The sequence below is a fragment of the Hymenobacter sp. NBH84 genome, assembly GCF_014217645.1.
Classification (GTDB): Bacteria; Bacteroidota; Bacteroidia; order Cytophagales; family Hymenobacteraceae; genus Hymenobacter; species Hymenobacter profundi.
In genome coordinates this window covers 3,284,535-3,306,951 of the sequence record NZ_CP043644.1, presented here as the reverse complement: position 1 = coordinate 3,306,951, position 22,417 = coordinate 3,284,535, and the positions used below count along the sequence as shown (strand labels likewise).

19 protein-coding genes are annotated in these 22,417 nt (G+C 56.7%); 11 read left to right on the top strand and 8 right to left on the bottom strand.

Annotated features, from left to right (window positions below; translation table 11 throughout):
* Positions 1–28: 28 nt before the first annotated feature.
* The 5 genes from rlmB to F1C16_RS13775 form a co-directional block, all read right to left on the bottom strand.
* Positions 29–943 carry a 23S rRNA (guanosine(2251)-2'-O)-methyltransferase RlmB gene (gene rlmB, locus F1C16_RS13795; protein ID WP_185281218.1) on the bottom strand — a complete coding sequence of 305 codons (915 nt, stop codon included), beginning with the start codon at positions 941–943 and terminating at the stop codon, positions 29–31.
* Positions 907–2,112 carry a GWxTD domain-containing protein gene (locus tag F1C16_RS13790; RefSeq protein WP_185281217.1) on the bottom strand — a complete coding sequence of 402 codons (1,206 nt, stop codon included), beginning with the start codon at positions 2,110–2,112 and terminating at the stop codon, positions 907–909. The genes rlmB and F1C16_RS13790 overlap by 37 nt, the downstream gene beginning before the upstream one ends.
* A 159-nt stretch (positions 2,113–2,271) precedes the next feature.
* Positions 2,272–5,265 (bottom strand): DUF2723 domain-containing protein, encoded by a 2,994-nt coding sequence (locus tag F1C16_RS13785; RefSeq protein WP_185281216.1) that lies wholly within the window; start codon positions 5,263–5,265, stop codon positions 2,272–2,274.
* A gap of 214 nt (positions 5,266–5,479) precedes the next feature.
* A complete protein-coding gene (locus tag F1C16_RS13780) occupies positions 5,480–5,878 on the bottom strand; it encodes a T9SS type A sorting domain-containing protein (protein ID WP_185281215.1) in 399 nt (132 codons plus the stop codon).
* 326 nt (positions 5,879–6,204) lie between these two features.
* A complete protein-coding gene (locus F1C16_RS13775; RefSeq protein ID WP_185281214.1) occupies positions 6,205–6,966 on the bottom strand; it encodes a biotin--[acetyl-CoA-carboxylase] ligase in 762 nt (253 codons plus the stop codon).
* Between the two features lie 44 nt (positions 6,967–7,010).
* Here F1C16_RS13775 and rsfS point away from each other — a divergent pair, with 44 nt between their 5' ends.
* The 8 genes from rsfS to F1C16_RS13735 all read left to right on the top strand — a co-directional run bounded on the left by rsfS (position 7,011) and on the right by F1C16_RS13735 (position 17,090).
* Positions 7,011–7,397, top strand: a complete 387-nt coding sequence (gene rsfS / locus F1C16_RS13770; RefSeq protein WP_185281213.1) for a ribosome silencing factor — start codon at positions 7,011–7,013, stop codon at positions 7,395–7,397.
* 77 nt (positions 7,398–7,474) lie between these two features.
* Complete coding sequence (ftsH, locus tag F1C16_RS13765; protein ID WP_185281212.1) at positions 7,475–9,598, top strand: ATP-dependent zinc metalloprotease FtsH; 2,124 nt, start codon at positions 7,475–7,477, stop codon at positions 9,596–9,598.
* A 243-nt stretch (positions 9,599–9,841) separates the two neighbouring features.
* Positions 9,842–10,495 (top strand): LUD domain-containing protein, encoded by a 654-nt coding sequence (locus F1C16_RS13760; RefSeq protein ID WP_185281211.1) that lies wholly within the window; start codon positions 9,842–9,844, stop codon positions 10,493–10,495.
* Positions 10,473–11,258: a UDP-2,3-diacylglucosamine diphosphatase gene (locus F1C16_RS13755; protein WP_185281210.1), complete on the top strand. Its 786-nt coding sequence runs from the start codon at positions 10,473–10,475 to the stop codon at positions 11,256–11,258. Before F1C16_RS13760 ends, F1C16_RS13755 begins: the two co-directional genes overlap by 23 nt.
* Positions 11,212–12,159 carry a hypothetical protein gene (locus F1C16_RS13750; RefSeq protein ID WP_185281209.1) on the top strand — a complete coding sequence of 316 codons (948 nt, stop codon included), beginning with the start codon at positions 11,212–11,214 and terminating at the stop codon, positions 12,157–12,159. Before F1C16_RS13755 ends, F1C16_RS13750 begins: the two co-directional genes overlap by 47 nt.
* 125 nt (positions 12,160–12,284) lie before the next feature.
* Positions 12,285–13,538: a DUF6600 domain-containing protein gene (locus F1C16_RS13745; RefSeq protein ID WP_185281208.1), complete on the top strand. Its 1,254-nt coding sequence runs from the start codon at positions 12,285–12,287 to the stop codon at positions 13,536–13,538.
* Between the two features lie 323 nt (positions 13,539–13,861).
* Positions 13,862–15,955 carry a phosphate acetyltransferase gene (pta, locus tag F1C16_RS13740; RefSeq protein ID WP_185281207.1) on the top strand — a complete coding sequence of 698 codons (2,094 nt, stop codon included), beginning with the start codon at positions 13,862–13,864 and terminating at the stop codon, positions 15,953–15,955.
* Between the two features lie 193 nt (positions 15,956–16,148).
* The gene (locus F1C16_RS13735) at positions 16,149–17,090 is read left to right on the top strand and encodes a DUF808 domain-containing protein (RefSeq protein ID WP_185281206.1); all 942 of its coding nucleotides are present in this window, start codon (positions 16,149–16,151) and stop codon (positions 17,088–17,090) included.
* Between the two features lie 3 nt (positions 17,091–17,093).
* On the opposite strand, the gene F1C16_RS13730 is transcribed toward F1C16_RS13735, so the two are convergent.
* Positions 17,094–17,606 (bottom strand): hypothetical protein, encoded by a 513-nt coding sequence (locus F1C16_RS13730; RefSeq protein WP_219733334.1) that lies wholly within the window; start codon positions 17,604–17,606, stop codon positions 17,094–17,096.
* 163 nt (positions 17,607–17,769) lie between these two features.
* Between F1C16_RS13730 and F1C16_RS13725 the strand changes: the two genes are divergently transcribed.
* Complete coding sequence (locus F1C16_RS13725; RefSeq protein WP_185281205.1) at positions 17,770–18,972, top strand: acetate/propionate family kinase; 1,203 nt, start codon at positions 17,770–17,772, stop codon at positions 18,970–18,972.
* A gap of 128 nt (positions 18,973–19,100) precedes the next feature.
* On the opposite strand, the gene F1C16_RS13720 is transcribed toward F1C16_RS13725, so the two are convergent.
* The gene (locus tag F1C16_RS13720) at positions 19,101–19,565 is read right to left on the bottom strand and encodes a MaoC family dehydratase (protein ID WP_185281204.1); all 465 of its coding nucleotides are present in this window, start codon (positions 19,563–19,565) and stop codon (positions 19,101–19,103) included.
* Positions 19,566–19,785: 220 nt separating this feature from the next.
* Between F1C16_RS13720 and ricT the strand changes: the two genes are divergently transcribed.
* Together ricT and F1C16_RS13710 are read left to right on the top strand one after the other, a co-directional pair.
* Positions 19,786–21,456, top strand: coding sequence for a regulatory iron-sulfur-containing complex subunit RicT (gene ricT, locus F1C16_RS13715; protein WP_185281203.1), 1,671 nt, complete (start codon positions 19,786–19,788; stop codon positions 21,454–21,456).
* 7 nt (positions 21,457–21,463) lie between these two features.
* Complete coding sequence (locus F1C16_RS13710; protein WP_185281202.1) at positions 21,464–21,946, top strand: gliding motility lipoprotein GldH; 483 nt, start codon at positions 21,464–21,466, stop codon at positions 21,944–21,946.
* Positions 21,947–22,043: 97 nt separating this feature from the next.
* Here the strand turns inward: F1C16_RS13710 and F1C16_RS13705 are convergent, their stop codons facing one another.
* Positions 22,044–22,235 carry a cold-shock protein gene (locus F1C16_RS13705; protein WP_185281201.1) on the bottom strand — a complete coding sequence of 64 codons (192 nt, stop codon included), beginning with the start codon at positions 22,233–22,235 and terminating at the stop codon, positions 22,044–22,046.
* Between the last annotated feature and the right edge of the window lie 182 nt (positions 22,236–22,417).

Here is a 22,417-nt window from a genome sequence, read left to right as displayed (position 1 = left end):
AGGTGGCCGCTCTTTATTTGGCATTACTTTAACTTTTAACTGCCAACCGTTGCCGTAGCACTTCAAATAACATAATACCGCTGGCAACAGACACATTGAGGGAGCTGATTTGCCCAGCCATCGGAATACGGATGGTATGATCGGCGAGGCGCAGGTACTCGGGCGAGATGCCGTCTTCTTCGCTACCCATCAGAATAGCTACGGGGCCGGTGAGGTCTACGGCGCCGGTTTCCAGGCTGTCTTCGGCCTTTTCGGTGCAGCCTACTACCTGAATGCCCGAATCGTGAAGGAAACGGATGGTGTCCTTTAGGTTTGGCTCGCGGCACACCGGAATCAGGTTGAGGGCACCGGCCGAGGTTTTGAGCGCATCGCCGTTGATCTGGGCAGCGCCGCGGCTAGGCACTACAATGGCGTGGGCACCCATACACTCGGCATTGCGGGCGATGGAGCCGAAGTTGCGCACATCGGTAATGCGGTCTAGAATCAGTAGCAGCGGGGTTTTGCCTTCCTCAAACAGCCGCGCCACAATATTATCCAGCGGGGCATAGTCAATAGGCGAAACAAAGGCCACGGCGCCCTGGTGATTTTTGCGCGTCAGGCCGTCGAGCTTTTCCAGCGGCACCATGGCCACCGGAATATTTGCGGCCTTAGCCAAAGCCGAAATATCCTGCGTGATGCTGTTTTTGGTGGTGCGCAGCAAGAAGATTTTCTCCAGCGTGCGACCGGCGTTTAGCGCCTCCAAAATAGGACGCAAGCCAAATAGCATCTCAATGCTACGGTCGGCAGCCGGACGGTGAGGGTAGCGAGGATTATCGCCATCGGCGCGGGGCTCACGGGGGCGTTCGTCGCGGTTGTCGCGGCGGGGTACGGGACGGTTATTTTCGTCGTAGAAGGTGCGGCGCTCGGTTACCGGGCGGCTTGGGCGGTCAGTCCTTTTCTCCATTGGTCCACGGCGGCGTACCAAAGCATTTCATACTCAGGGCGGCGCACCAAATCATAGTTGTCGGGAGCAAAGGTACTGGGTTTGGCGCGGAACACATATGTGCCGCTGGCAATTGCTGGCGCGTGGTACACCCAACGCTCCTCCGTGCCCGCCCGATACACGGCATCTGGCGGCCCCAATACCAGATACAGCATCCCGCGGTCAGTCATCCAGCCAGCTTTGTGCGCTGAAAAAAGGCGGTTTGCTTCCGCTACCCTACCGTAATAGGTACGAATCATCTGCCTAGCCGTATTTTGATTATTGCCCGCAATGTTCAGCCAGAATAAATCGGTGGCCCGTTTCGGATCGGTGGCCGCGTAGAGCTGCCTGCGTTCAGCCGAAGTAGTGAGGTAGATAAGCGGCTCGATCAACTCTGGCGCGGTAGTAATTTCCGGATACGCGTTATTTTCGGCCAGCAGGCCCAGCATTGGCTCCTGTGAATCACCTTGCAAGGCATAAATGCCTTGTCGGGCTAGTCGTACCAATTGGCCCGGCCGAAGATTCACCGTGTCACTGATAGTGAGCGTGCGGGGCTGTGTAGGTTTTGATGCAGGATTGGTCATGGGCGGAAGAGCCGCCGCAAATGTTGCGTCATATTGCTTGATCTTGAACGGGCGCTCCAACCCATAATAAGCTAAACCGAATGTTTCGCTTGTGCGCACGTAGCGCCTCAGGAGCGGGTCGCCCAGCGAGTCTACCAGTACATAAGGTCGCGTTAAACGACTGGCAGTGAGCAGCAGCCATGCCTCGTTGCTGGCATCGGGGGAGGGTGTAGGAGCTGGCTGCACGCTGATAACCTGATTGGCCTGCAAACGCGCCACCGGTAGGCTTACTTCTAGCAAAGTGCCGTTGGGACGCTGGCGCAGCTGCCGGGCCAAATGCCGCACCGAGTCCCGCCATAGAGGCTGTTTGGCATCGTAGCTGGCCCACACCGCTACGTACAGCGACTGACCAGCAGGCAGCGTCCCCCCCGGAAATCGGACGTATAGCCGCAGGCTGTCCGCCTCGCGTCGGGTATCAGCCTGCGGACAGTTGGGGCGGTACTGGCCGCTGAAATCGTGGCGCGGTGGAAGAACGGCCTGCGTGCAAATTGGTAGCAGACTCAGCAGACAAAGCAGAAAGAGCTTCACACTAAACGGATTATAGAACGGCGATAAACTACTGGATACGTAAGAAGCGGCGGTAAAGGCATCCTCTGCTGTATTAGCACAATCAGTAAAAACGCAGACAGCCGGCTTCTGCAAGAGAAACCGGCTGTCTGCGTTTTTACTGGTCAAGCAATCAGCATACTACCTGCCGCCTTGCAGATATGGCCCTAGGGTTTGCATGGCTTTGCTGGCGCGTTGCTGGTCACCTACCTGCTGGGCCGCGAAGTAGATGCTTTGCAGCGTAATCAAGGCCTGGCTTACTTCCTGATCAAACAGGGCGCTGTTGTGCGTGGTGTAATACGCTACGCTCCGCTCCGCCCGACTGGTCATAACGTCCATAATCTGGTTGGCCTTGGGCCGCTCGCCTACTGCTACCAGCGCGGGCACCAGCTGCGGCGTGTAGTAGTCGTACGGAATCGCCTTATCGGGCATCACTGCCAAGCATTTGTCTACTACCTTCTTAGCAGTAGCCGTATCGCCATTGGCGAGGTAGGCATTGGCGAGGCGCACAAACTTGTCGCGGTAGTTGGCCGGGAAACGCAGATTGTTTTCGTCGTAGAAAATACTAGCGTTGTCGAGGCCTCGGTACTGAAACTGGTTCATCAGCTTGTTGTACATCAGCGTTTTCTCTACGTAGCCATCATCATTGCTCTTCGGCGAATAGTTAGGGTCGCGTAGAGGTAGGATGCGATAAGCCATGCCCTCTAATTGGAAATACGGCTGCAAGCCCAGCATATCCGACGGCACTACGGTGCTGGAGAAATAGATAGGCCGCTTCCAGTTGTTGGTAGCGAGCATGTCCAGAATCACCAGACTTTTCTTTTCGATAGCCCGCTTGCCGACAGTGAATTCCATTTTTTCCACCAGCTGATTGCGGCGGTCGGCGGGGATAATGCCGCTTTGCAGCACTGCCGTCGTGTCTACGGGTAGGTAGAAAGTAGGTGAGGGGAAGGACAGTAGGGTAGGCCCGCCCTCGCCGTAGCTGACCTTCAGCAAGTCACTGTTTTGCCCTACTAGCTGGATGAAATCTTTTAAGTTGACTTCCCCTACGCTTGGGTTCTCGGCGTACGGCAGGTAGTCGTTGGTGCCCTGGGCGTAGCGCGAGCTATCCAGCGAGATGGGTAGGGGCTGGCTCAGATAGCTGCGGCGCTTCATCTGGGCAATGTACCAGTCCGTGTTCAGGTAGCTGAGTACGGCCACGCGCACGTCGGTACGGACGCCCTCTACCTCCTGGGCGTACCACAGCGGGAAGGTGTCGTTGTCGCCGTTGGTGAACAAAATGGCGTTCGGCGCGCAGCTGTTGAGCAGGTTCCGGGCCGAGTCCACGGAGTTGTAGCGGCCCGAGCGGTCGTGGTCGTCCCAGCCCTGGGCCAGCAAGAGGCCCGGCGCCAGCAGCCCCAGCAGCGTCACCACGCCGGCGCGGGCCGTATCGGCCTTCACCACTTTGCCCAGCAGGTCGGCTAGGGCCAGCACGCCCAGCCCGATCCAGATGGCAAAGGCATAGGTCGCGCCCGTGAAGGTGTAGTCCCGCTCGCGGGGCTCAATGGGCGGCTGGTTCAGGTAGACCACGATAGCCAGGCCCGTGAAGACGAACAGCAGGCCCACGATCAAGGCGTTCTTGCCGTCGCGGCGGGCCTGGTAGAACAGGCCCAGCAACCCTAAGATGAGCGGAATGGCGAAGAACTGGTTGCGCGCTTTGCTCTCGGCTACGCGCTCGGGCAGGCCCTGGCTCGTTTCGGTGGGCCACAAGGTGCCGGCCTGCTGCACGTCGCTCTCGCGGCCGGCGTAGTTCCACAGGAAGTAGCGCCAGAACATATGCCCCATCTGGTAGCGAAACAAAAACGACAGGTTCTGGCCCATCGTGGGCTTCACGCCTTCGCGTAGATCCACCCACTTCTGGTATTCCTGAATATGGCGCGGGTCGTTGCTATAGAGGCGCGGCAGCAGCATCTTGTCCTCGTCGCGGTAGATCAGTTCCTGCCGGTGCTCGGCTACCACGTACTTATCGCCCTGACGCACGTAGCGCGGGGCGCCATCCTGCTGGCTAACTGCCTGCGCATTGAACTGTGGGCCGTAGAGCAGGGGCCGGTCGCCGTACTGCTCGCGCTTGAGGTAGCTCACGAAGCTGAGCACGTCCTCGGGGTCGTTCTCGTTGATGGTGGGGTGGTAGGAACTGCGAATCGGCACGATCAGGTAAGACGAGTAGCCGATCAGAATGAACACGAAGCAGAGCATGAACGTGTTCAGCAGCTGACTGCGGCGCACGAAGCTCTGGCGAAAACCCACCCAGATCAGCCCCACCAGCAGCAGCATGAACAGCACGATGCCCGAGTTGAACGGTAGCCCCAGGGTGTTGATGAAGAATACCTCGAAGTTGCCCGCCAGCGTGGGCAAGCCCGGAATGATGCCCACCAGAATGGCGCCCACCAGTACGAAGCTGATAACCAGCGTGGCAATACCCCCAGCCCAGGTGGGGGTTGGCTGCCGGCGGAAATAGTAGAGAAAGCCCAGAGCGGGGATGGCCAGCAGGTTCAACAGGTGCACGCCGATGCTCAGGCCGATGACATAGGCCAGCAGCACCAGCCACTTGTCACTATCGGCCTCGTCGGCGCGGTTTTCCCACTTGAGCATCAGCCACACCACCGTGGCCGTGCCCAGCGCCGACATGGCGTAGACCTCAGCTTCCTCGGCGTTGAACCAGAACGAGTCGGAGAAGGCAAACGAGAGGGCGCCCACGGCCCCGGCGCCCAGGATGAGCAGCGTCTGGCCCAGGGTCGGCTCCAGGCCGCGGTCGTCGTGCAGGCCGGGGCGGCGCAGCACGAGCTTTTTGGCCAGCAGCGTGATGGACCAGAACAGAAACAGGATGGTGAAGGCGCTGCTCAGGGCCGAGAGGCCGTTGACGAGCACGGCGACTTTGGTCACGTCGCCGAAGCTGAGCAGCGAGACGAGGCGGCCCAGCAGCAGGAAGGTAGGGGCGCCGGGGGGGTGGGGCACGAGCAGCTTGTAGGAGCAGGCGATGAACTCGCCGCAGTCCCAGAACGAGGCCGTGGGCTCTAAGGTGAGCAGGTACACCAGCAGCGAGAGGCCAAACACCACCCAGCCGGCTACATTATTCAATCGAGAATAGGAACGCATACAGAAGTAAAAGTAAGATGGAGGTGACCCCCCATCCGCCACAGCACTAAAAAGGTTAAGCTAAAGGAGTCAGCGTAGCGAAGCGCCAAAAATAGACAATAAATCGGGCCGTGTGTTGGCTAACGTTCGGAGAGAGCCTTAGAATGTGTAGGGCATAAAAAAAGCAGTCGGGGTGCCGACTGCTTTTTAAATATGTAGAAGAAAGGATAGTAACTTAGTTTTGAAGAACTAATCGCTTGGTGCTCACTACTTTCTCGTTCATCAGCAAGCTGTAAAAATACATGCCGGCGGGTAGGTCCGACAGGTTTACGGGCATTGAAATCTCGCCGGGCGCAGGCTGCAACGCAACTGTGCGTACCTCACGGCCTAGAATGTTGCTCAAACGTAGCTTATATTCCTGACCAGCTTTTTGCGTGATGGAAACCATCACCATGCCGCGAGCCGGGTTGGGGTAGAGGCTAAGGGTAGAAGTCAGGGAACGGGCGCTTTCGTTGGCGCTAGTAGTAGCGGCAGGCGGCGTCACCGACGACTGCGCGGTAACGGGCATCGCTAGCAGCGTTAGCCGCACGCTCATAAACAAGCCAACCAAAAAAAGTCGTGTAAAAGTGTTCATGGCATCGGGCAGGGTTAAAACCGACGGGTAGGAATTGTCGGTTGAAATGAAAAAGATGGATTTTACTAGAATGGGTAGTACAACAAGCACGCCAGACCAGCGTTACGCCTTATTCAGTAGGCTTGTTACTGTCTTAGATGCTAATTGTAGCCGAAAGGTTGCGCATTATGACAGATAAAATCTAAATTTTAGATGAACTCCCTAAAATAATCGACAATTCAGATATAAACACCGCAAATGTGCGGTAGTGCTTCACAATTTTTGGAATAGAATAAAGTATTTTCTACCCTACCACGTCAACTACTCTATCAGAAGCACACAGTACTTTATCGATAGACAATTTCCTGTAACCCAAACGCTCGCAGCTCGTGGTCGATGCGAACCAATAGGCGACCGGTAGGGTCGACTCCTTCAATCTGGCCGCTTACTGCTTGTCCTGCCACCTCATATAAGGCTGGTTGCTGGTAACGATACAGCACATGCAGGTAGTCCTGCTGTTGTTGTGCTACGTGCCCGGCGCGTAGTTGCAGGTAGCGTGCTTCCAGGCTTTCCAAGAGCCGGGCAGCCAGCGCGGGCCGTGCGTGTGGCCTACCCGTAAGCAAGGCCATTGAGGTAGCAGTAGGCACTGCAAAATGCTGTTGATTGATATTTAAGCCAATTCCTATAATACTATGCTGAATCTTTGCGCCGCTGAGCGTGTTCTCAATCAGTATCCCCCCCAGCTTTTGCGTACCGAAATACAGATCGTTTGGCCACTTCAGCCGTAGGGCTGGGTCTGGCCCGAGCAGGGTAGCAGCCCAGTCGTGCACGGCAAGGGCCACGGCCCGGCTCAGCTGAAACTGATCGGTAGCGGCCAGAAACGTGGGGCGCCAGACCACCGAAAGCGTCAGGTTTTCGCCGGCCGCCGCCTCCCAGCGGTTGCCGCGTTGTCCCCGGCCAGCGGTCTGATTGTCGGTAATGATAGTACAGCCGTCGGTGGCGCTGTTTTTGACTACAAGATTATGGGCTTCCGTGTTTGTGGATGCGCATTCGGGCAGCCAAAGCAGCTGTTGACCCGTGAAAAGCGTTTGGGGGGCAAGTTCCTCCACGTCTTTATTCGTATGTTGTGACGTTCAAACCTAATAATACCTTGATGAAAAGTACCCCGGTTCGGCAGGATTCGGACATATTGGCAGATATTGTAGTGCGCGGCATGCAGGACAAGAAAGGCGTCGACATCGTCGTGCTCAACCTGCAAGAGTTGAAGAATGCCGTAGCTGATTATTTCGTGATTTGCTCCGCTTCGTCTGACACGCAACTAGACGCGCTGGCGCGTTCAGTAGAAGAGGAAGTAGAGAAAGTAACTGGCCAGCAGCCCTGGCAAATGGAAGGCCGTACCAACCGTGAGTGGGTGCTGCTGGATTACGTAGACGTAGTAGTACACATTTTCCTGCGCGACCGGCGCCAGTTCTACGCGCTGGAAGAGTTGTGGGGCGACGCCGAAATTACCTACGTGGAGGAAGAAGCCGCCGCTCAGTAAGTTACGTGCTGCTACCCCGAACATTTAGCGCTGGCGGCGTGTTCCGCCTATGTTTTTCGCTTTAGCATTTCTAGTTCATGCCTGATCCAACGCCCAAAAAGAAAAAACCTACGCTTCCTTCCCCCGCGCCGCGGCCGGGAATGCAGTTGTGGGTGTTGCTGGGGCTGGTGGTGTTCATCCTTGGGGTGGTCTACTTCACCGGCACCAATTCCGCTACCAAAATCAATCAACAACGCTTCGAGCAGCTGTTGGCAGCTGGCGAAGTAAGTAAAATTACCCTGCTCAACGACAAGCTGGTGCAGGTGACGCTAACGCGCGAGGCTGCCCAGAAGAATGTGGCCAACCGCGATTCGCGTAGTCGGCCGGGACTGGGTGCCTCTAGTGCCAACGCGCCGCAGTACTACTTTCCAGTAGTGGACGGCAAGTCGTTTAAAGACGATTTGGACAAACTACAGGCTGACTTGCCGGCCGGTCAGAAAAAAATCGGGCTGGACATTGAGACCGATCAGGGCTATGGACAGTACATCAGCACCTGGGGTGTTTTGATTCTGCTTTTCGTGGGTTTCTGGTTCCTAATGCGCCGCATGAGCGGAGCTGGTGGTCCCGGTGGTCAGATTTTCAACATTGGTAAATCTCGTGCAGCCCTGTTTGAAGGCGGCGACAAGGTGAAAGTGACGTTTAAAGACGTGGCTGGCCTAGAGGAAGCCAAGGAAGAAGTAGAGGAAATCGTAGAATTTCTGCGCAACCCTTCCAAGTTCACAGTGCTTGGTGGTAAGATTCCGAAAGGCGCGCTGCTAGTAGGTCCTCCTGGTACGGGTAAAACCCTGTTGGCCAAAGCTGTAGCCGGTGAAGCCGACGTGCCTTTCTTCTCCCTGTCAGGTTCCGACTTTGTGGAGATGTTTGTAGGGGTAGGCGCTGCCCGTGTGCGCGACCTATTTAAGCAAGCCAAAGCCAAAGCGCCCTGTATCATCTTCATCGACGAGATTGACGCCATTGGCCGTAGCCGCTCGCGTGGCAACGTACCCGGCGGCAACGACGAGCGCGAAAACACGCTTAACTCGCTGCTGGTAGAGATGGACGGCTTCGGTACTGACTCAGGTGTTATTATCCTGGCAGCCACCAACCGGCCCGATACGTTGGACTCGGCTCTGCTACGTCCCGGTCGTTTCGACCGTCAAATCAGCATTGACAAGCCAGATATTAACGGCCGCACGCAGATTTTCAATGTGCACTTGAAGCCGATTACGTTGAATGACGACGTAGAAGCGAAGAAGCTGGCCGCCCAGACGCCTGGTTTTGCCGGTGCCGAAATTGCCAACGTCTGCAACGAAGCTGCCCTTATTGCCGCCCGCCGCGACAAGAAGAATGTAGGCATGCAGGACTTCACCGACGCCATCGACCGCGTGATTGGTGGCTTGGAGAAGAGAAATAAAATTATATCGCCCGATGAGAAGCGTATCGTGGCCTACCATGAGGCCGGCCATGCTGTTGCCGGCTGGTTTCTGGAGCACGCTGACCCATTGGTGAAGGTGAGTATTGTGCCCCGTGGGGTAGCAGCTTTGGGTTACGCCCAATACCTGCCCCGCGAGCAGTTCCTATACAACACCGAGCAGCTGACCGACGAAATGTGCATGGCCTTAGGCGGCCGCGCCGCCGAAGAGTTGATCTTCGGTAAAATTTCGACCGGCGCGCTCAGCGACTTGGAACGCATCACGAAGATGGCTTACTCCATCGTGACGATGTATGGCATGAACCCCAAGCTGGGCAACATTTCCTACTACGACTCGAAGGGGCAGAACGAGTACGGTTTCTCGAAACCCTACTCGGAGGCTACCTCGCAGATGATTGACGAGGAAGTACGCAGCATTATTGAAGCCGCCTACGCCCGCACCAAGAACCTGCTGACCGAGCGCAACACGGAATTGGAAACCATTGCCCAGGAGCTGTTGGCTAAGGAAGTGCTGTTGCAGGACGACTTGGAGCGTTTGGTTGGTCCGCGCCCTTATGGCGCCCAGACCAGCTACCAAGCGCACATGGCCGGCACCGACCGCAGCGAAACGCTAAGTGAGTTGAAAGACGAGCACCCCATAGCCCTCGGCGACGACCTGCCCGACATGAACCTACCCGGCATCGACGACAAGACCGACAACGGTCCACGCTCCGCCGATATTCCTAGTGGTGGCGCTGTAACGCCCGTGTAGCGTATCAGTATATTTGTAAATGCAGAAAACCAGTGTCTTGTAGAAGGCACTGGTTTTTTTGTGTTCATGTGCCCACTTAAAGCACACTGTCATCCTGAGCAGCGCGAAGGACCTTATCACGTGAAAACGACAAGCGTGCGAACGACTCGTTCAACGGGGATAAGGTCCTTCGCGCTGCGCAGGATGACAGACAAATTGCTTCACGCTGACAGAACACTATACAGAAGCCCTTACCTTTGTTGCATGGCTGAGTCGTCTCGTGATATTCTGTTGCGCCGCATTCGGGAGGCAGTGCAAAAGCCGGCCCCACAGCCGCCCGCGCCCGATTTTGGGATGCCGTTGCACCCGCGCGTACCCGCCGAGGAACTGGATATTGCCTTCGTGGAGAGTTTCCGGCGCATAGGGGGCGAGTTCTACTACTGCGAATCGGAGGAGCATTTCTTCGATCAGCTTTTCATCTACAAAAAGGAGAAAGAGCTGAACAACCTGTTTGTGTGGGAGCCGGAGCTGAAAAAGCTGCTGCACCAAGGCGGCATCGTCTTCACGGGCGACGAAACCGACTTCATCAGCAACGCCGACGCGGGCCTGACCACTTGCGAGGCGCTGATAGCCCGCACGGGTAGCATTCTGGTGAGTGCCGCCACAGCCAGCGGCCGCCGCCTCAGCATCTATCCCGATCAGCACTTGGTGCTGGCCCGTACTTCGCAGGTAGTAGCCGATATTGGCGACGGCCTGGCGCGGGTGCGCGAGCAGCACGGCGACAAGCTACCTTCCATGATTTCCTTAACTACCGGCCCCAGCCGCACGGCCGATATTGAAAAAACGCTGGTGCTCGGTGCCCACGGCCCGCGCAGCCTCGTGCTGTTCTTACTGGATGACGCCACCTCGCCTGCCTGATCTGGCCCTACCTCCCGGCCGCCGGGTGTACTTTGCTTCCGATTTTCACTTGGGCACGCCTACCGTAGCTAGCTCTCTGGCGCGGGAACGCAAGATTGTGCGTTGGCTGGATAAGGTAGCTCCCGATGCCGCCGCCATCTACCTGCTAGGCGACATCTTCGACTTCTGGTTTGAGTATCGCCATGCCATTCCGCGTGGGTTTATCCGGTTGCAGGGCAAGCTGGCCGAGCTGACGGATGCAGGCATCCCTATCATCTTCTTCACCGGTAACCACGACATGTGGATGTTCGATTATTTTACGGAGGAGTTGGGTATTCCCATTCACCGCCACCCGGTGAGCCAGCGCATTGGTGGGCACGAGTTTCATATGGGCCACGGCGACGGGCTTGGGCCGAAGGATTACGTGTATAAGGTGCTGAAGCGCGTGTTTGCTTCGCCCATATCGCAGTGGCTGTTTGCGCGTGTCCACCCCAATCTGGGTATCGGTATTGCCAATGGCTGGAGCCGTCGGAGCCGCATTCAGAATACCAAGGTAGAAGAGGTGTACCAGGGCGATGAGGAGTGGCTGCTGCAATACTGCCGGGAGCTGGAGCACCACCACCACCACGAGTATTATATTTTCGGCCACCGCCATCTGCCGCTCGACGTAGAAGTAGCCCCCGGCAGCCGCTATATTAATCTTGGTGAGTGGGTCAATTATTGCTCCTACGCGGTATATGATGGCGAAACCCTGGCTTTGCGATACTTCGAACAAGCTGATTAGCTGCCTTTTAACGGCTATTGTCCTGGTGCTGCCGCTGCTAGGGGTAGGGCAAACCACCGTACCCACGGCTGGGTCGGTGGCGCCGCCCAGTAAGCCGGTGCCGGTGCCTACTACTACGGCCGTGCCTACCCCCATTGCCTCGGCGGCCGAGGGCTGGGCGCTGGTGCGCACCATCAAACTGGCCACCACCGGCGTGGCCTCTCTCGACAGGCGCGGCACGCTCTACGTGGTAGACCGGCAGAACAACATTGTGCAGCTAGGGGCCGAAGGCCAGGTACTGAATACCTACTCGCCGGCCCTACCGGGGCACATTGCCCAGCTCGAAGCTTGGAATACCACCAAGATTCTGGCGTTCTACGACGACCGCCAACAACTACTGCTGCTCAACCGGTTTCTGGCGCCGCTCACCCAAATCCGCACCGCCGATTTTCTGGATGGCACCATCCGCGCCGCTACCATCGCGCCCGATGAGCGCCTGTGGCTATTTGATGAAAGTAACATTGCCCTAGAGCAGTTCGACCTCAATCAGCAGCGCCCTATCATCACCACGCCTATGGACTTGCTAGTGGGTAGGAGCAAGCCGGATTTTCGTTTCCTGCGGCAGTACCAGAACAACGTATATCTGGTGGATAGGGTGGGGGGCATTTTGGTGTTTGATAACCTAGGCAACTACCGCAAAAAACTGCCCTTCACAGGATTAAGCTATGTAGGGTTTCTGGGAGATGAACTGTATTACGTGGCCGACAACGCCCTGCACTTCTTCCACCTCTACAACTTCACAGACCGCGCCCTACCCTTGCCAACGACCGATGTGCAGCAGGTATTGGTGAGCGAACAATACGCTTACGTGCTGCTGCCAAAAGAAATTCGGGTGTATACACTAGCGGGCGCTCCGAAGTAAGTGGAATAGCAATTAAACGGTACAGGATTTGAGTTGTCTAAGAAATAAGCGCTTACTAGGGTAGGAGACAGGACGTACGGCCTGCCCCCGGCCAAGCTGCTCTCACGCTTTAACTTCTTATTTCCATGATAACCTTACTAAAAAGAAGCGGTCTGGTTTGGGCGCTGGGGTTGGTGCTGAGTGCGCTGACTCCTCGGCTGGCTGCGGCGCAGCCCAGCGTCAGCGTCACGTACCAAACCTTCTACGACGAGCTGAGTCCCTACGGCCGCTGGGTGCAAGACCCCGATTATGGTTACGTGTGGCTGCCCAACGTCGGTCCCGACTTCCAACCCTATAGCACCAACGGCTACTGGGCCATGACGGAGTACGGCAACACCTGGGTGTCGAATTACGATTGGGGGTGGGCGCCATTCCACTACGGCCGCTGGCGCTATTCCGATTACTACGGCTGGAGCTGGCTGCCCGGCACCGAATGGGGACCAGCCTGGGTAAGCTGGCGCAGCGGCGGCGGCTACTACGGCTGGGCGCCGTTGGGACCCAGCGTAAACATCAACGTATCTTTTGGGCCGCGTTATGTGGTGCCTAATACGGCCTGGGTGTTTGTACCGCAGCAGTACGTGGTGAGCCCGCGCTGGCATGACTATTACGTGCGGCCCGCCCGCAACATCACCATCATCAACAATACCACCATCATCAACAACACGTACGTGCAGAACAACCGCACGTATGTGACTGGCCCGCGCCGGAGCGAGCTGGAGGCCGTGACCCGCAACCGCGTGAACGTCTACAACGTGAGCAACGTGAACCGCCCAGGCCGCGTGGCGATGCAGCAAAACTCTCTCGGCTTTTATCGACCCGATGTTCGCGCCGGCCGCGCCGATGCACCGCGCAACGTGGAGCGTCGCTTTGACAATGGCGCAGACAACCGCGGCGACTACCGCAGCCGTGAACGAGGTAGGGTAGTGAGTGCCGGCGCCGACAACCGCCCCGAGTACGGCGCCACGCGGGACTCGCGGGACAGAAGCAGCTACAACCAGCCGCGTACCCTGGCCGATGCTGGCCGCACCTACCCCGCGCAACGGCCAGAGCGTCAGGAGCGTTTTGGGGAGGCCGCTACTGGTAGCCCTGAGCGCTCCGCGTGGGGCGGCTACGGCGGCCGTGGTCGGGTAGGGCAAAGCAGTGGTATGCAGCCGGAGCGTCAGCCCGTCCGGCAGCGCGAAAGCCAAGGTCAGTGGCAGCGGACAGATCAAGTGCCGCAACGCCAGCAGGCAGCGCCCCAGCGCCAGCAGATGCAGGAGCTGCCAGCCGGCCGTAGCGAGCAAAACGAGGGTGGCCGCTCGTTTGGGCAAGGCGGCGGTAGCCGCGGTCGGGTGCGGTAGTTTGAGTACACTGTTTTTCTAGCCTATAAGCCCTACCCAGTGCAATGCTGGGTAGGGCTTTTTGGTGTTCTAGTGGGTTAGGGTGGGGTCTACGGGCTATGGCGTATATTGAAGTTGACAAACAGCGTTTGAAGTAACACTGCTGCACAAAGGTGCTTCATAGCCTGGCGCTTCAGTCCTAACACATCTAAGCCGCTACCACGCCGTACCCTTGACTTGGTCGGTTGCGTAAGAGAGGCTGCCATACCTTCGGGCGCTACCTGATCGGTGCAGTCCTATCTGGCACTACCCTTTCCTGCTCACACTTTCATGCTGTCTTGTTCATGACCAAAACTGTCTTCATTGCCACGGCCGAACCGTATAGCGGCAAGTCTCTGATAGCCTTGGGCTTAGTGAATATGCTACTCAGCAAAGCACAGAAAGTGGGCTACTTCAAGCCCATTATTGATGCAAGCCCGCGCGAAAAGAAGGACATACGCCTGCAAACGGTGCTGCAACATTTCAAGCTGCCCATTGCCTACGAAGACACCTATGCCTATACCCGCCCGGAGGTATTGCGGCTGATTGAAACCAACGGCCAAGGCGAAATTATCGACACCATTATCCATAAATTCAAGCAGATAGAAGAGAACTACGACTTCACGGTGGTGGAGGGTAGCGACTTTGTGGGACCAGGTACGGCGTTTGAGTTTGGCTACAATGCCCAGATTGCTAAAAACCTGGGCGCCCCGGTTATCCTAGTGCTTTCGGGCGACGACAAACCAACCGCCCAGATCATCAACACCGTACTCACTACCCTCCGCAGCTTCGAAACCAACGAGGTGCAGGTGCTGATGGTGGTCGTAAACAAAGTAGCGCCTGCTCAGCTAGACGACGTGCGCCAGCTGCTGCAAACGCAGCTGCCCGCCGAACTGATTCTGGCCGTGATACCGGCTGAGAAAGAGTTGTCGCAGCCCACCATGCGCGAGATTTACGAAGGGCTGGGCGCCAAGCTGCTGTTCGGGGAAGAGTCGCTGACCAACCAAGTCGACAACTTCGTGACGGGCGCTATGCAAGTGCCCAACTTCCTGAACTTCCTCAAGCCCAACGTGCTGATTGTGACGCCCGGCGACCGAGGCGACATCATTATCTGTGCGTTGCAGGCCAACCTATCGGCCAGCTACCCGCGGGTGGCGGGCATTGTGCTCACGGCCGGCTCGGAGCCGGAAGCGCCCGTATTGCGGCTGATTGAGGGTTTGCAAACGGTAGTGCCGATTATAGCCGTCTCCACGGGTACCTTCGAAACTAGCACGCGCGTGGCGGCCGTTAAGTCGCGCATCACGCCCGATAACACCCGCAAGATTCGGTTGGCTATCAACACCTTCGAGCGCTACGTGAATAGGGAGGCGCTGGAGGAAAAGATGGTGAGCTTCCGCTCCGAGGGTATCACGCCGCACATGTTTCAGTACCGCTTGTTGCAATGGGCCAAGCGCCAGCGCAAGCACATTGTGCTACCCGAAGGCAACGACGACCGTATCCTACGGGCTGCCGCACACCTGCTGCGCCAGGAGGTGGTAGACCTTACCATCTTGGGCAACCCCGACGAGGTAGCCGCCTCCGTGAAGCGCCTGGGCCTAAACCTGCCGCTGGGCCACGTGCAGGTAGTAGACCCAGCGCAGTCGCCGCACTACCCCGAGTACGTGGAGACGTTCTACGAGCTGCGCAAGGCTAAGGGCGTGAACCAGGATATGGCCCGCGACCTGCTCCGCGACGTGTCCTACTTCGGCTCGATGATGGTATACAAGGGCCACGCCGACGGCATGGTGTCGGGGGCGGTGCACACCACCCAGCACACCATTCGGCCGGCCTTGCAGTTCATCAAGACCAAGCCGGGCATGTCGGTGGTGTCGTCGGTGTTCTTTATGTGCCTACCCGACCGCGTGGCCGTATTCGGCGACTGTGCCGTGAACCCCAACCCCACCGCCGAGCAGTTGGCTGAAATTGCCATGGCCTCCGCCGACAGCAGCAAGGCCTTCGGTATCGAGCCGCGGGTAGCCATGCTGTCGTACTCCTCGGGCACGTCCGGCGAGGGCGCCGATGTAGACAAAGTGCGCAAGGCCACCCAATTGGTCCGCGAAAAACGGCCCGACCTGAAAGTGGAAGGCCCCATCCAATACGACGCCGCCGTAGACCCTTTGGTGGGCCGCCAGAAGCTTCCCGGCTCCGAGGTGGCTGGCCAGGCCAGCGTCCTCATCTTCCCCGACCTCAACACCGGCAACAACACCTACAAAGCCGTGCAGCGCGAAACCGGCGCCCTGGCCATTGGCCCCGTGTTGCAGGGCCTCAACAAACCCGTAAACGACCTCAGCCGCGGCTGCACCGTAGATGATATTCTGAATACCGTGATTATTACGGCTATTCAGGCGCAGCAGGGGTAAGTGCTGATGAAGGCCTCGCGCAGAAAGGAATAGCTGTAATGCTGCCGTTCCCTGTAACTTGCTGCTGCTTGTGCAAGCACAAAGCAAACGAACGTCATGCTTCGGCTACGCTCAGCATGACGTTCTAGAAAATTCAATTGAGAATACTACCGCCGTTCTCAAAACATACCTACAACCCCTCCATCAACACTGTATGCCCTCCGGATTTTTTGCCTTACTAGATGATATATCGGCCTTGGTGAAGGCCAGTGCAGCCAGTTTGGATGATGTGCCTACCCAGATAGCCAAGACAACCGGCAAAGTATCCGGCATCGTGATTGACGATACGGCCGTTACGCCCAAGTATGTGGTAGGGCTCGACCCATCCCGCGAGCTGTCTATTATCTTTCAGATTGCCAAGAAGTCACTGATTAACAAGCTGCTGATTTTAAGCCCAGCGGCTTTGCTACTCGGCTATTTCGCTCCGTGGGCCATTACGCCCATTCTAATGGTAGGCGGCGCGTATCTGTGCTTCGAAGGATACGAAAAGGTGCATTCCATGTTCAGCAAAAGCCACGGGGCCGATCCTGAAAGCGAAGACGTAAAAGTTATTACGCCCGAGGAGCTGGAAAAGCAGCGGGTAGCCAGCGCCGTACGCACCGATATTATTCTGTCTGCCGAAATTATGGCCATTGCCTACAGCCAGGTAACCGGCCAGCCCATCACAAACCAGATTCTGGTGATGTTGGCCGTAGCCGTATTTATTACGGTAGGGGTATATGGCTTCGTGGGCCTCATCGTGAAAATGGATGATATCGGCGTGCACTTTGCCAAAGGCGACTACAGCCCTACCGTCCAAAGCATCGGGCGCGGCATGGTAAAGTTTATGCCGAAGTTTCTACTCATCCTGGGGTACGTGGGCACCGCCGCCATGCTGTGGGTAGGCGCCGAAATCATTGCCCACGGCATTCCGTTCACCGCCCATTTGCTGCACGAACTAGAACATTCTTTAGCCAACATACCAGCAATAGCTTGGCTGGCGAAGGTACTGGCATGCGGTATTTTCGGGTTGGCTGTTGGGTTTATTATTGAGAAGATAGTAGGGGTAGTGAAGAAGGTAGTGCCTGGTAAGGATAAGAAAGAATCGACAATATGATAGTTAAATAAATGTATTACTATTATCAGAGTAAGTATTTTGTTGCTTTAAAGATAGTAGCCTTGATTTATCAATTCTTCTTTTGTTTTGCTGTTGTAACAGAGAAGGGTATAAGTTCATGAGTGTATTTACAATCATGAGGATTGTAGCAAATAAGTATTGCTGATTGAATATTTTAAAAAGGACAAAAGGTAAAACGAATACGAAGGCAATCAAATGATCTATTTCGGATTTGGTCATTTCGTAACGTAAAATCTTTAGTTCTGAAGCAGTAAATCTTCCGTTAAGCTTTAGCTTTTGGTTAAAAAATTTAAAAAATGTGTTCTTTATAATCCACTTGATAATGTAGAGTCCAATATTTCTGTTTGTGTCTTCATCTCTGATAAAATTTAGATTTGATAATTTGTTTTTATAAAAATACGTTTCTTTTATAAAGGCACTGATAATAAGTCCAATAATCCAAGAAATAAATATTATAGAAATACTAGATGTTAAATAACCGAGCGCTAGTTTCATTGGTCTGTTCTCTCAAGCTGGAAGAAATAGTGCTGATTGAAATTCAAGGTGAACAGTAGTACTTCTATTCAATAGTTAGCAAGATAAAGATTGCAAGGTAGTTGTCGTTATTAGATTAGCGTTGCACAGCGACAGATACACTTTAAGAGTGATTTTACCACCCATGAACATCTTCGTTATCAACTGCGGCAGCAGCTCCATCAAGTATCAACTGTTTCGCTGGCCTACCGAGCAGCCGGTGTGCAGCGGGCTGGTAGAGCGCATCGGGGCCGACAATGCCACCATCACCCACAAGGTTTTCAACGAAGCCAACGACCCCACCACCCAGCAGCTCACCCTAGCCCTACCCGACCACGAGGCCGGCCTGCGTGAAGTGGTGCGCTTGCTGACGGACCCTACCGCCGGCGTGCTCCGCGACCCTACTGAAATTGGGGTAGTAGGCCACCGCGTGGTACACGGCGGGGAAAGCTTTGCCGCTACTACATTTATTGATGAGGAGGTGAAGGCAGAAATTCGGCGGCTGTTTGCGCTGGCGCCCCTGCACAACCCGGCCAACTATCTGGGCATTGAGGTAGCCGAGCGCATCTTCCCGCAGGCCCGGCAAGTGGCGGTGTTCGATACGGCTTTTCACCAAACCCTACCCGAATATGCTTTCCGCTACGCCTTACCCGAAGCCTTGTACACTGAGCAACGTATCCGGGTGTACGGCTTCCACGGCACCAGCCACAAATACGTGGCCGAGCAAGCTACCGCCTACCTAGGCAAGCCCGATGCCCGCCTCATCACCATTCACCTGGGCAACGGGTGCAGCATGGCCGCCGTGCGGGGCAATCAATCGTTGGATACCAGCATGGGCTTCGGGCCGCTGGCAGGCCTGGTGATGGGTACCCGCTCCGGCGACCTGGACCCCTCGGTGGTGTTCCATTTGTTGCAGGAACTGCACTACACGCCCGCGCAAGTCAGCAATTTGCTGAACAAGGAAAGTGGCATGCTGGGTCTCACCGGCTTCAGCGACATGCGCGACATCACGGCGGCCCTCAACCAAGGCGACGCCCGCGCCCAACTAGCCTACGACCTCTACGCCTACCGCATCCGCAAATACATTGGTGCCTATGCGGCCGTGCTCAACGGCCTCGACGCGCTGGTGTTCACGGCCGGGGTAGGCGAAAACGACGCACTGGTGCGCCAACTGGCTTGCCAGCATCTGGAGTTCTTCGGCGTTCAGCTCGACGAAGTCAAGAATCAAACCCGGGCGCCCGGTCTGCGCGAAATCAATCTGCCTGAGTCGCGGGTGAAGGTGTTGGTGGTGCCCACCAACGAGGAGCTGGAAATAGCGCAGCAGTGTGCGGCGTTGCTGGAAGGGTAGCCATCCTTTTTCGTGTCATCCTGAGCGTAGCGAAGGACCTTATCACGTGAGAACGATAGACGTAACAACGACTCGTTCATGCGTGATAAGGTCCTTCGCTACGCTCAGGATGACACGAAAAAGGATGGCTACATGAAATGATACAAAAACGTAATCACGCCGTTGTACGCGGGTTTCTTCTGGCCTTTGATTTCCATCTTTACCTCAATGCGGGCTTTGGCGACGCCGCGCAAATCTTTCACGGATAGCAATTTGGCATACAAACGCACTTCGCTGTTCACGAGTACGGGCTGGTTGAAGCGCAGCTGCTCTATTTCGTAGTTCACCTGGAGCTTCAGGTTTTCAATGGCGATAATCTGGTTCCAGAAGTAGGGTAGGAGCGAGACGGTAAGGTAGCCGTGCGCGATGGGCGCCCCAAACGGCGACTCCGTTTTGGCCCGCTCGGCATCCACGTGAATCCACTGGTGGTCGAGGGTAGCAGCGGCAAACTGGTTGATCTGCTCTTGGGTGATGGTGAAGTAGTCCGAAATGCCCAGCTCCTGCCCTTCGTGTTGCAGGAGTTCGGCGAGGCTACGGATGGTGAGTTGGCTCATGGTGCGAGAAAGAGTAGTGTAGGTTGGTGCTGCAAGTATAGGCAGTTGTGCACAGTTGCCGTGCGTACGGGGTAGGGCAGGCTGCTGGTTACAAGATGACTTTTCGGCGTAGTTCACCCCAAAATAGACGGCTTACCCCCGTACCCTCTAATTCTGTATCTTTGTTGAAACCCGATTTCGTGCGGCTTTAGGCCGCCTCATCATAGATAGATTATTAGCCGTGGCTTGCACTTCCTGTTCCTCCGGGGGCGGCTGCTCTACTACGTCCGTTGGGGGCTGTGGCTCCAAAGGGAGCTGTAGTTCTGGCGGCTGCAACCGACTAAACGTATTCGACTGGCTCCAGGACGTAGACCTGCCCAGTGATTTTAAAGGGTTCGACATTGTCGAAATCCGTTTCAAAGGTGGTCGTAAAGACTTCTACCGCAACGCTTCCTGCCTCCCGCTCACCACAGGTGATGCCGTGGTGATAGAAGCGGCCGGCAATGGCTGGCACCTGGGCCACGTGTCGCTGAAAGGCGAGCTGGTGCGCCTGCAAATGAAGAAGAAAAAGGTGCCCACCGACAGCAAGGAAATCCGCAACATCCTGCGCATTGCCTCGCCCGAAGATGTGGAGCGCTGGGAAGCCGTGCGCGACCTGGAAACCGGTACCATGTTCCGGGCCCGCTCGGTGGTGGAAGAATTGCGCCTGAAAATGAAGCTCTCCGACGTGGAGTACCAGGCCGACCGCACCCGCGCCACCTTCTTCTACTCCGCCGACGACCGGGTGGACTTCCGCGACCTGATCAAGCGTCTGGCCGACGAGTTTCGGGTGCGGGTGGAGATGCGCCAGATTTCGCTGCGCCACGAGGCCGGCCGCCTGGGCGGTATCGGTTCGTGCGGGCGGGAGCTGTGCTGCTCCACCTGGCTCACCGATTTCAAGAGCGTGAGCACTACTGCGGCCCGCTACCAAAACCTCAGCCTAAACCCCGCCAAGCTCTCGGGCCAGTGTGGGCGCCTGAAGTGCTGCCTGAACTACGAGTTGGACACCTACCTCGATGCCTTGAAGGACATTCCGCAGGTGCAGCGCCCCTTGCAAACCGAGCGCGGCGACGCGTTTTTGCAGAAGACCGACATCTTCAAGAAGCGCATGTGGTTTGCCTTCCGCGGCGACAACAACTGGGTGATGCTACCCACCGAGCGCGTGCGCGAAGTGCAGGAGATGAACAAGCGCGGCGAAAAGCCCGAAAACCTGCTGCCGCCCGTGCGCGAGGAAGACAAAGCACCTGACCTCTCGGCCATCGTAGAGGGTAGCCTCGACCGCCTCGACGATAAGATTGCCGCCTCCAAACGCGGCAAGCGCAAACGCAAAGGCGGCATCGGCGAAGTGGACAATACGGCCCGCCCGGCGCGTCCGCCCCGGTCGGCTACCTCAGAGCGCCCCGAAAGAGCAGAGCGTACTGAACGGCCCGAACGAACGGAGCGACCAGAACGCTCTGAGCGCACCCGTGGCGCCCGGCTGGCCGCACCCGATACTGAGGCGCCTACCCCCTCAGCTGGCGAGGCAGCCGGAGCATCGGAAGAAAGCCGCCGGCCGCGTGGCGCGGCTGCCAAGCCCCTGAACCGCCGCAACAACCGCGGCCGCGGCGAAAAAGGCGAAAAAACAGAACGTCCTCAGAACCCCGATGGACGCCCTAGCCCAGAAGGTGGTGCCCCCCGCGAGGAACGTCCGCCCCGCTCCAACAACGACCGGCGCCCGCCCCGTGCAGCCTCGCCCGACGGCGGTGAAGCCTCCGCCCGTCCCAACGGCAACCCCCGCCACCGCGACGACCGCAACCGTCGGCGCGGCGACCGGCCCGGCCGCACAGGCGGCGGCGATGCGCCCACACCTCCTACCCCTCCTGCGGCTTCCTAATTCTTGTATGCATCGTTATTTTCGTTTTCCATCGTTGCTATTGGGGCTAGTGCTGGCAGCCTGTAACCCCGATCAGGTGTTTGAGAAAAACCTCGATTTTGATGACCGCACGTGGGCGGTGCAGGAAAAGCCCACGTTCGAGTTTCAAATTGAGGACACCACTCAGCGGTACGATGTGTACTTCAACGTGCGCAACACGTCTTCGTATGGCTACTACAACCTGTATGTGCGGCACACGCTGACGGGCCCCGACGGCAAGCAGATTTCGCGGCTCCTGCACCAGATGATTCTGATGGACCCGCAAACAGGCGAGCCACTGGGTAGCGGCGCCGGCGACATCTTCGACCACCAGTTTCTGGCGCTGCCCCGGCAGCAGTTCCACCAGCCGGGTACTTACAAGGTGATGCTGGAGCAGTATATGCGCCAGGATCAACTGCCCGATATTATGGCGGTAGGCGTGCGCGTAGTAAAAAGCCCTACCGCTCAGTAGTACGCTTCTAACTACCTACCCTGCATAAATGAAAAGCGCCCCGGCTCACGTGAGCCGGGGCGCTTTTTTGTTGGCACTCAGCCAAAAAGTGAGCCGCTTAGATGCGCTCTACCTTCACGGCGTTCAGGCCTTTCTTGCCGTCGATGACATCGAAAGAAACTCGGTCGTTCTCTTGGATTTCGTGAATCAGACCGGTTTGGTGTACAAAAATTTCCTGGTTGGTATCATCCTGCACGATGAAGCCGTAGCCTTTGGCTTCGTTGAAGAATTTTACGGTACCCGTTTTCATGGGATGCAATGGTAATGGTTGAGTTAGCGAATCGAGGGTAAATCTACGGGTATTTCTGTATTCGCTGCTGCACCAGAAGCAGACGAAATCGTGGCCGGAATATGATGCAGCTTGGCTGTAGCGAGGTAGGCTACAACACTGGAATTTGCTGTTCGTGAAGAGGATAAGCCAAGATTTTTCTA

Bases quoted from the DNA above. Each gene is read 5' to 3' on its own strand.
- rlmB (WP_185281218.1), bottom strand. From the start codon at position 943: ATGGAGAAAAGGACTGACCGCCCAAGCCGCCCGGTAACCGAGCGCCGC.
- F1C16_RS13785 (WP_185281216.1), bottom strand. From the start codon at position 5,265: ATGCGTTCCTATTCTCGATTGAATAATGTAGCCGGCTGGGTGGTGTTT.
- F1C16_RS13780 (WP_185281215.1), bottom strand. From the start codon at position 5,878: ATGAACACTTTTACACGACTTTTTTTGGTTGGCTTGTTTATGAGCGTG.
- rsfS (WP_185281213.1), top strand. From the start codon at position 7,011: ATGAAAAGTACCCCGGTTCGGCAGGATTCGGACATATTGGCAGATATT.
- ftsH (WP_185281212.1), top strand. From the start codon at position 7,475: ATGCCTGATCCAACGCCCAAAAAGAAAAAACCTACGCTTCCTTCCCCC.
- F1C16_RS13760 (WP_185281211.1), top strand. From the start codon at position 9,842: ATGGCTGAGTCGTCTCGTGATATTCTGTTGCGCCGCATTCGGGAGGCA.
- F1C16_RS13755 (WP_185281210.1), top strand. From the start codon at position 10,473: ATGACGCCACCTCGCCTGCCTGATCTGGCCCTACCTCCCGGCCGCCGG.
- F1C16_RS13750 (WP_185281209.1), top strand. From the start codon at position 11,212: ATGATGGCGAAACCCTGGCTTTGCGATACTTCGAACAAGCTGATTAGC.
- F1C16_RS13745 (WP_185281208.1), top strand. From the start codon at position 12,285: ATGATAACCTTACTAAAAAGAAGCGGTCTGGTTTGGGCGCTGGGGTTG.
- pta (WP_185281207.1), top strand. From the start codon at position 13,862: ATGACCAAAACTGTCTTCATTGCCACGGCCGAACCGTATAGCGGCAAG.
- F1C16_RS13735 (WP_185281206.1), top strand. From the start codon at position 16,149: ATGCCCTCCGGATTTTTTGCCTTACTAGATGATATATCGGCCTTGGTG.
- F1C16_RS13730 (WP_219733334.1), bottom strand. From the start codon at position 17,606: ATGAAACTAGCGCTCGGTTATTTAACATCTAGTATTTCTATAATATTT.
- F1C16_RS13725 (WP_185281205.1), top strand. From the start codon at position 17,770: ATGAACATCTTCGTTATCAACTGCGGCAGCAGCTCCATCAAGTATCAA.
- F1C16_RS13720 (WP_185281204.1), bottom strand. From the start codon at position 19,565: ATGAGCCAACTCACCATCCGTAGCCTCGCCGAACTCCTGCAACACGAA.
- F1C16_RS13710 (WP_185281202.1), top strand. From the start codon at position 21,464: ATGCATCGTTATTTTCGTTTTCCATCGTTGCTATTGGGGCTAGTGCTG.
- F1C16_RS13705 (WP_185281201.1), bottom strand. From the start codon at position 22,235: ATGAAAACGGGTACCGTAAAATTCTTCAACGAAGCCAAAGGCTACGGC.